The organism is Jatrophihabitans lederbergiae (assembly GCF_031845305.1).
Classification (GTDB): Bacteria; Actinomycetota; Actinomycetes; order Mycobacteriales; family Jatrophihabitantaceae; genus Jatrophihabitans_A; species Jatrophihabitans_A lederbergiae.
Genome location: NZ_JAVREH010000091.1, coordinates 1 through 8,295, shown reverse-complemented (window position 1 = coordinate 8,295; position 8,295 = coordinate 1). Strand labels below are relative to the sequence as shown.

The 8,295-nt window shown below is 64.0% G+C and carries 3 protein-coding genes and 2 pseudogenes; 1 reads left to right on the top strand and 4 read right to left on the bottom strand.

From position 1 onward, the window contains the following. Positions 1-136: pseudogene (locus tag RM423_RS23600) on the top strand (IS256 family transposase); the annotation flags it as partial. Positions 137-179: 43 nt separating this feature from the next. Here RM423_RS23600 and RM423_RS23595 read toward each other — a convergent pair. The 4 genes and pseudogenes from RM423_RS23595 to RM423_RS23575 all read right to left on the bottom strand — a co-directional run bounded on the left by RM423_RS23595 (position 180) and on the right by RM423_RS23575 (position 7,903). Next, positions 180-950 (bottom strand): dienelactone hydrolase family protein, encoded by a 771-nt coding sequence (locus RM423_RS23595; RefSeq protein WP_311425490.1) that lies wholly within the window; start codon positions 948-950, stop codon positions 180-182. A gap of 102 nt (positions 951-1,052) precedes the next feature. Further along, positions 1,053-4,037: pseudogene (locus RM423_RS26305) on the bottom strand (Tn3 family transposase). Between the two features lie 340 nt (positions 4,038-4,377). Continuing rightward, entirely contained in the window at positions 4,378-6,813 is a 2,436-nt protein-coding gene (locus RM423_RS23580) for a hypothetical protein (RefSeq protein ID WP_311425487.1), read from the bottom strand. 10 nt (positions 6,814-6,823) lie between these two features. Further along, positions 6,824-7,903 carry a hypothetical protein gene (locus RM423_RS23575; RefSeq protein WP_311425486.1) on the bottom strand — a complete coding sequence of 360 codons (1,080 nt, stop codon included), beginning with the start codon at positions 7,901-7,903 and terminating at the stop codon, positions 6,824-6,826. Positions 7,904-8,295: the final 392 nt, after the last annotated feature.

The window sequence follows — 8,295 nt, the reverse complement described above, 5'->3', positions numbered from 1 at the left end:
ATGCCTCTACCTCGTGACCCGATCACTGGACCCCACCGGCCACGGTCGGGCACGATGGGCAGTGCGGTGGAAGCCAGCGCTCAACGCGTTCGCGATCACCTTCGCCGACCGATTCCCGGCCGCCGAAGACTACTGATGGAAACCGCCGGAAACACCGTTAGCGAGATAGACCCGTTCTTTCAGACGCCGATGGATGAAGTCCCGACGGTCTCGTGGAGCAGGTCGAGCACTGCGCGCCAAGCGCGTGGCGTGTGAGCTGGGTGGTAGCCCACGCCCGGCACGGTTGCCTGGGTGTGGGTAGTCCCTTCGGCGGACGACCCGTCGCGGTTTGTCGGGTGGGCCCAGAAGGCGTGTTTGGCCCCGCCGTAGACGTTCATGCGCCAGTCCACTCCGGCGGCTTGTAGCGCACTGCCGAATGCGAAAAGTTGTTGGGGAGTGCACAGCGGGTCTTCGGAGCCGGTGCATAGGAGGAAGGTGCCAGTCACATCGGTCCAGTCCTCGGCGCGGGCGGGTGGCAGGCCGGGATGAACGAGGGCGACGGCCCTGAACGGCACGCCGGTGGTGGCGAGTTGCAGCACGATACTGCCACCCGCGCCGTAACCGAGGGTGCAAAGCCGAGTCGAGTCAGCTCCGGGCACGGCGAGTAAGACGTCGAGTGCGGCCCGCCCGATCGTCTGCATTCGATCTGTGTCGGCAATCAGCGGGAGAACGCGGGCCAGCATTCCTTCCGGGTCACCGAAGAACGACTTGCCGCCGTGGTAGTCCATCGCCATGGCTAGGTAGCCGTGGGTGGCCAAGTCGTCCGCGCGGCCTCGTTGATAATCGTCGAGTCCGATCCCGTCGTGCCCAATGAGTACCGTTGGCCAAGGACCATCGCCCTGCGGGCGCGCTAGGTGCGCGATCATGGTCAAGCCATCTGCGCCGTATGCGATCTCTCGCGTCGTGATCATCTAGCAGACGGTAGTAAGCATTTGCCGTCCCTTGGTCCGTGTTCGCTCTCGGCCAACTCGATGAAGGCTGGGCTCACGGACGGCGTTTCGCAGAGGATCCGCTTACGGGCCGCTGGCCGGCGGCGCAGTTCGGATGCTGAGGCGTGCGGTCATGTCGAGTTTGACTTCGCCGTAGGGCAGGACGTGCTGCCAGAACAGCGGGGTCAGCCCGCGGCGATTCTTCCGGGGTGAGTAGTTCGGCCCAGTCGTCCTCGGCGAGGACGTCTTGCAGCATCAACGTGTTCACGTAGACCAGGGCGGCTTGCAGGATCCGTAGGCACAGCACGGTCATCTCTTGCTCGTCTTGGCGGTTGGACGCGATCTCGCCGCCCTTGCCGTAGTAGATGACGGAGTTCGCGCCGTTGAACGCCTCGACTACGTTCAGCCCCTCGGTGATCTCGCGTTGCAGCTCCCGGCTGCGTAGGTAGCGGGCGACGAAGATCGTGCGTTGCGCCCGACCGACTTCGAGCATCGCCTGGTACGTCGGGTGTGACGCGGAGCGGGTGAAGCGGCGCAGGATCGCCTCGGTCGAGGCGGTGCCCTGGCGGATCGCGGTCGCGTATTTGATCATTTGGTCGTAGTTCTGCTCGACCAGATCCCACCGGATCGGGCGGGTCAACGCCGGCGCCAGGTTGGGGCAGGCGTCAGGCTGCCCGGCTGCTGGTCGGTAGAGCCGCACCTTGTTGATCTGTTTGATCCGCGGGAGCAAGTCGAACCCAAGCAGGCGGGTGATGCCGAACCCGATCTCGGACTGGCCGTGGCTGTCGACGTAGTTTCCTTCGACCTTCATGGTGGTGCCGTGCCGGATGGCGCCCTCAACCATGGCGTGGACTTCCGACGCGGAGGCCCGCAGCGTCTGGGAGTGCACGACCATCGAGCCGCGCTCGACGTGCCAGTAGATCAGGATCCCGCGCCCGCCGTAGCGGGAGTGCCATTCGGTGAAAATGTTCTGGTCATAGGACCGGAAATGCGTCGAGTCTGACGCGACCGCAGTCGACCCCTCGCCCCACACGCTCTGTTGCCGCGCGGTGAAGGTGGCGTTGGCTATACCGATCGCGACGGCTTGGGCGGTGTCGCGGGTGAGATAGCGCCGACGTACGTAGCGGATCTCGTCCTCGGTGTGGCCGTGTCCGCCGCCGGCGGCGACGGCACGGATCCCGGTGTTGGTCCCGTAGGCGTAGATCGCGAGCATCAGCCGCTCGGCCAGCACATCCACCGGCAGGGTGCCGCTCCCGGCGACGGCGCTGACGTCTGCGAGGCAGCCGGTACGCAGCACCGCCTCCTTCAGAATGTCGATCAGGGCGACGGTGCCCCACCGACGCTGCACCTCGGCCTTGATACGACGCAGGTTGCGCGGCTCCGGCGCCGCCTCGAACTTGGACAAGGTGATCGCACCCGATGCCCGGTCGGTGATGTCGAGCCACTCCAGGCCGGGGACCGCGGTGTTCAATTCGCCCAACGCGGCGGTCATCTCGCTGCGCAGGTCGTGGATGAACATGGCCGGGTCCAGCGGTTTGCGCAGCTCACCGTAGTTCTGGCCTCGGCGCTGCTCAAAGTCTGCGGGTAGGTCCTCGTCGGGGTTGCGCCACGAGTCGGCCCCGACGACCCAGATCTCCTTGCACCGCAACTGCTCGCGCAACGCTTGGAAGGTGACCACCTCGTAGACCATCCGGGCGACCCTCTGACGGCCGCGGGTGTCGGCCCGGTACACCAGATCCGACCAGTCCCCGCTCGTGCCGCGATGGGTGGGCATGGTCTCACCGATCGGGTAGTAGGTGAGGTTGCCGGCCTTGGCGTAGCGGGTGATCAGGGTGAGGGCGTCGATTACGGGCCGGTGGGCGGTGTTGTTGCTGCGGAACTCCAACACCTCCAGCAGCGCGCGATCAGCCCGCGCCGGTAGTGGCCGGTGTAGGAAGACCGCAACGTGGTCTGCACGATCCGCCGATACACCGGGCCCTTCGTCTTGAACTCGTGGACCAGCTCCCGCAGCGTCTGTTCCCCGCCCGTGACGGCCGGGAACACCACCTCCCGTACCGCGTCATCCGGGGCGGACAGCGCGGCCTCGGCGATCGAGAACAGGATGTTTTCCTTGCCGGTGACCTTCTTGAACGCGTTGATCAGCTCGTTCGTGACCCGGCGTTCGGCGCGGGCACCGATCCGGTGCACCGTCGCGATTAGCAGCTCAACCAGCGTGTCGGTGATCTCGCGTTCCCGTTGATGCACCAGCGCCGCCAGCAGCGTCACCGTCAGCGGTTGCGGATGGCGGCGTAGATGCGACGGTGCCTCTACCGCGGCCCGGGCCCGCCAGTCATCGAGGATTCTCGGAGCGACATCGGCGAACAGCCCGGCCGGCAGGCCCAAAGCACGAACCGCCTGCAGCTTGCCGATCTCGGTCATCATCGATTCCAAGCTCACATTGCCCGGTCTGGCCTTGATCAACGACAGCAGTGATCCAGCTTCGTCGCTGTCGTCCTCGCCGGCCTCATCCTCGTTGGTCGCGATCAACGTGAGCAGCCGGGCCGTCGCCGCAGGACCAAGTCGTCCCTCGATGCGTGATGCCCAGTCCCGCTCCGCTGTGCGCAACGCTGAACGAACCATCCGAAGCAACCGGCCAGCTGTCGGTGGCTCGATCCGTAGCCGCCGGAACTCGACCAGGAGCTCCTCCCGGACTCGATCAGGTCGACGCTCCGCGTGCGCGACGGCTTCCGACAGCCAGCCCGTCAACGTCTCCTGATCTGCGACCGTCGCCAGGCGATAGCCCAAATGATCCCGAACCTGGGCACGGTGATACTCGATCGTGCTGCCAGCCCACTCATAGAATCCGAGATCGACGGCGGCGACGCCGAGTTGGCGGGCAACGAACGCGACGACCTCGTCCGGGATTTCAGAACGTCCACGCGGGAAACGGCCATACCGGCTGTAATGCTTCAGCAGCAACGCGAACCCTAGCGCCGTTGCACCTCGCTTGCCGACGAGCAGCTCCCGATCCTCATCCAGCAGCGTCCAGAACTCGATCAGCTCGTCGACGTCAAACCCAGCTGGCTCCATACAGCGCAATCATTCCCGCACGACCAACCCCGTCGGCCGCCCCCATTGGGGCTGGTGACAGCACCGTTACCAGCACCCCTATGCGGCCGAACAGTTTCTATCCCCGGTGGTAGCAGCTGTTCGAGGGCACGAGTGACGTGCTGTCGCGCGACGCGGCACGCAGGGGTCCCATTCGTTCAGCGGGGGCGCCGATCGACGACTATCGCCCGGTCAGCGGCAGATGACAGCATTTGAGTTGTACGAACGGAACGCGCGGGTGGTTTCGCAACCTGTCCAACGATGGATCATCGCGCAGGGCTCGCCACTCACGGGTGCCGCGCGTACGCATGGGAACCGAGTTTCAGAAACCGTGTGTGCCGTGCACTGCGGCTTGGCGTGCCTCCGCGAGCGCTTTCTTGAGTAGCGGTTCGTAGATCTCGACGCCGCGTTCGCCTAGACGGGCGATGTCTGGATCGTCGGACGCAGCGAGGCGGCGAAGTGTGTCGAGTTTGTTCGCATGGCGCTCGTGGTCTTCGCCGGAGAAGGACCCGACGTCCAGGGTACGGAGGAGGTCGTCGGGCTCCCAGTTCAGCGGGCGCAACATCTCGCCGAGAGTTTCCAGTGGGTACCGGGGGCCGAACTGGAAGCGCGATGCACCGAGGAGTTTGCGGAGTGGCACATCGAACGCGGGGTCGCTGACCGTCTCGGTGATCCAGTCGGCGTCTTTGCCGGCGATGACCCAGAAGAGCTCGTGCGCCATCTTGGTTTCTCGGACCCTGCTCCAAAGCGAGCGCCGGTCCGCTGCGGTCAGCGACCTGGCGCTCTCTTCCCATTCGTCGAAGTCGTCGTGCCCGCCGCCCGTGGCGCTGGCGTCGACGTGCTTGACCAGGAGGTCTGCAAAGGTCTCAGGTGAGACTGCGGCGAGGGCTTTGAGGGCTTGCCCTTGCATGTCGTCATTCCGGCGGCCGGTCCGGACGGTGAAGTCCCTCATGGCGTTCAGCCATTCAGGGTCGTTGGGCATGGGTTCGTTATCGTAGGACCATTCGGCGGCCCAAAGAGCCGCTGCAATGCCACGGACGTTTGGGTCGGGGCGCGTGAACAGCGCGTGCCTGGTCGCTTGAGGCACGCCTTTGAGGACGTAGGCCGAGCCGAGTTGCTGGATGTCCTCGCCGGTGAGTTGCTCGATAACGGTGTTCACGAGTTCGGAGTCTGTCGCCAGGCCGATGACGGCAGAAACGAGGCCGCAGCGCCCAGTGGGGTCATCAAGTAGTTGGGTGGTCATCGTCTTGGTCAGCAGATCTCTGCGCACGCAGACCTCGATGAGTGAGGCGGCTGAGCCTGCGCGGCCATGGTCGATGGCGGCCGCGAGCCACTTATCTGGCTCCGGGTCGGGTTGGTACGCGAGCCGCGACAAAACCTGCCACGCGCCAAGAGTGACCTGACCAACGACTGCGAGCTCGGCTTCGTGTTCCTTGAGCCACTCCATCAGAACATCAGGAGGCTGCTGCTGGAAAGGAGCCAGGGCCGCGTCCAGTGCGGCTTCCTTCCGGCGCCGCACCTCGCTGTAGTCCCGGAGGCGTTCGTGTTCGTTGGTCAGGGCCGCGAACAGCTGGTCTGGTTCCTCGAGTCGCATTCCGAGGCTTTTCGCGGCCTTATTGAACTTCGCCCGCACACCAGGCATTGAGGTGACTGGGGCGATAGTCGACGCGATGCTTCGGGCGATGCGTTCACCCGAACGCTCCTGCTCCTCATTGGTCTTGCCACCGAACGGCAGGCCGTACCCGTTCGCGACGCGAACCCACTTATCCAGCAGATCGACGACTTCGAGCAGATCGCCTGGCGCCATATCTGGTGCTCGCGCAGCCAACGCCGGCTGCATCGCTGCGAAGAGCGCTTCCATGTGCGTGGCCGCCCAGGTGAAGGATTGCAGAACCATTTGTTGAACGACTTCGGGGTTCATGTAGTTGCCGTCGAACGTCGGGGCAAGAACCTCACAGGCGAGCGCGGTCCAAACCGCGTTCCTGAGCTCCGTCGTCGGAATGGCTTCGATGGCCTCGATGAGCTTCAACAGATCCGCCAACTGTGGCTGGTCTCCGTTGCGGGGGGCGCGAACCTCCTCGACCAGCTCTCTGGCTGCGGGCCGGATGTTCCATTCCTTGCTCTCGAGAAGGGTGAGCACGCGGACGAATGAGCGAACGGGGCCAGGGGTATTCGCATCGAGCGCCTCAGACACTCGCGCGGCGAGGAGCTTCGCTTCGCTTTCGGCGACCGATGGGCGCCCGGCGTCGACAGCCGCAGTCACACGGGCGACCTGGATATCGACGACGAACTGCGCCTGATCCGATCCCAGTTGCCCAAAGCTCCGAAGGAGCTCCCCGTCCTTCTTGGCGGATACTGCAGCCGGCAACACTGCCGCGAGCTCTGCCGGAGTCGGAACCACAGGGTGGGTCGCACCGAGCAGCTTAGTGTAGATCTGGACTTGCACGATCTCGGCAGCCAACTCCGGGAAAGCATCCTGGACCTCACGCAGCCGAACCGGCGACGGGCCACCAGCGAAGAAGACCTCAGCGGCAACGCTGGCCGCGATAACTTGCGGCTGAACCCGGTACGTCTTGCTCCATTCGGTGCGTCCAGTCTCCGGATCGTAGTAAGCCACCTGCTGCACATCCACCAGTCCGGCGATAGCGACCGACCGGATCAGACGCACCAGTTCCGGCTGCCGCAGCTGCAAAAGGTCAGCGAGCCGCCGCAGCTGGTCCTCTTGGACCTGACCGACAAGAGCCAGCGTGCCAAGCACGTCAACCGCATCATCGGACGCGTTCGAACGCCGCAAAAAGGCAAATATCTGGTCGCAGCGCCTTACCGGTCCATACCGAGCTCCAGTCGCTGTCCCGGATGAGGAGGTCTGCCAGGTTCAAGGCCCAAGCCGGACGTCCGTCCGCTTGAGCGAGCAGGTGAACTATGACTGAGAGCCGAGTGATGCCGCGCTCACGAAGGAGCGATCCGAGCTCTTCACGGCTGAGCAGGTCGACTTCGAACCGGACCGAACCCGGAAGATGGTCTGCAACACGGTCGATCTCATGAGGCCAACACGTCGCCGCGACACGAAAAGCGATCCCCTCTGCATCCCGCGAGTGCAGCAGCAGGTCGACGTCATCCAGACGTGCGCCGGCGTCGTCGACCACGACCACATCGGGTTTGGTTGAGATGAGATCGTCCAGAAGCCGCTCCGGTATTGGCTGCCGCTCAAGGAACAAGACGCCATCGAGCTTGCTTGCTACGTGGCTCTTCCCGGCGCCAGGAACCCCGAACAGAATGACGTCGGCGGCAGTATCATTCACTTTCTCGATCAGAACGTCCCGTCCAACCGTCGGCAGCTGTCGCTCGTCAGGCCAAGCCCCGCGCGGCTCACGCGAGAAACTGAACGGACCACCTTCAATGCCCAAGATTTTCTGCCGCCAGTCCGGGTTCTCCCGGAACTGGTTCGCAAACCAATGCCGGTCGTAGACCTGCACAAGCTCACAATCGAAACCTTGGGCAAGCTGTCGCAGCTTCTCCCGCTTCTGCCTGTTCGCCTCAACCAGGTTCACAACCACCACGTGATGAACCGGACGGCCGTTCTTCCTCATCGACCGAAGACTGTCATGAAGACTTCGCTTGGCGCTCGACCAGTTCCGCGAGGACGTGATAATGAGACCGGTGATCCTGCCATCTGCAGTTATCTCCGCGTCGAGTCCGAAGTCCGTTCCACCGGTAATCGGGACCAGTCCCGGATGGATAGGACTCAGCAACGACGTCGCACACTCTTCGAAGTCATGCGGATTGATCCGTGCACGGAGGTCCGACAGCCGCTGATCAATGCGGTCCAAAAGGTTCACATCACCCACCAAGGCTCAGCGTTGCGACAGATGCTGTCGACGCGTTCGATGCAACGAATCTATCGTCTGGTGGCGACATCGGCACGGCGTTAAGGACCGCACAGGCCGACCGCTGGAGTCTGGACTAGTTAGGTATCTGCATCTCGGCAGATCCGGTCGTTTGATCTTGCGGGATCGGAACTAGATTTCGTCATATGCGCTCCGACCGACTGCGCCGTGCCCGGTGCCTATCGACGGATAAGGTACGCGGGTCGGAGTTCGCCGACCCCGTGGCCTAGTGTTGCGTGAATGAAGTAGCTGTACCTCGCGGTAGCATGGTGTATGTCGTTGACTGTTGCCGTGCAGATGCTCGCTGAGGACCGCGCCGAGTTGACCCGTTGGACGCGGACGCCGTCGCTGCC

Excerpts from the sequence above, each read along its gene's own strand:
- RM423_RS23595 (WP_311425490.1), bottom strand. The coding sequence starts at position 950 with ATGATCACGACGCGAGAGATCGCATACGGCGCAGATGGCTTGACCATG.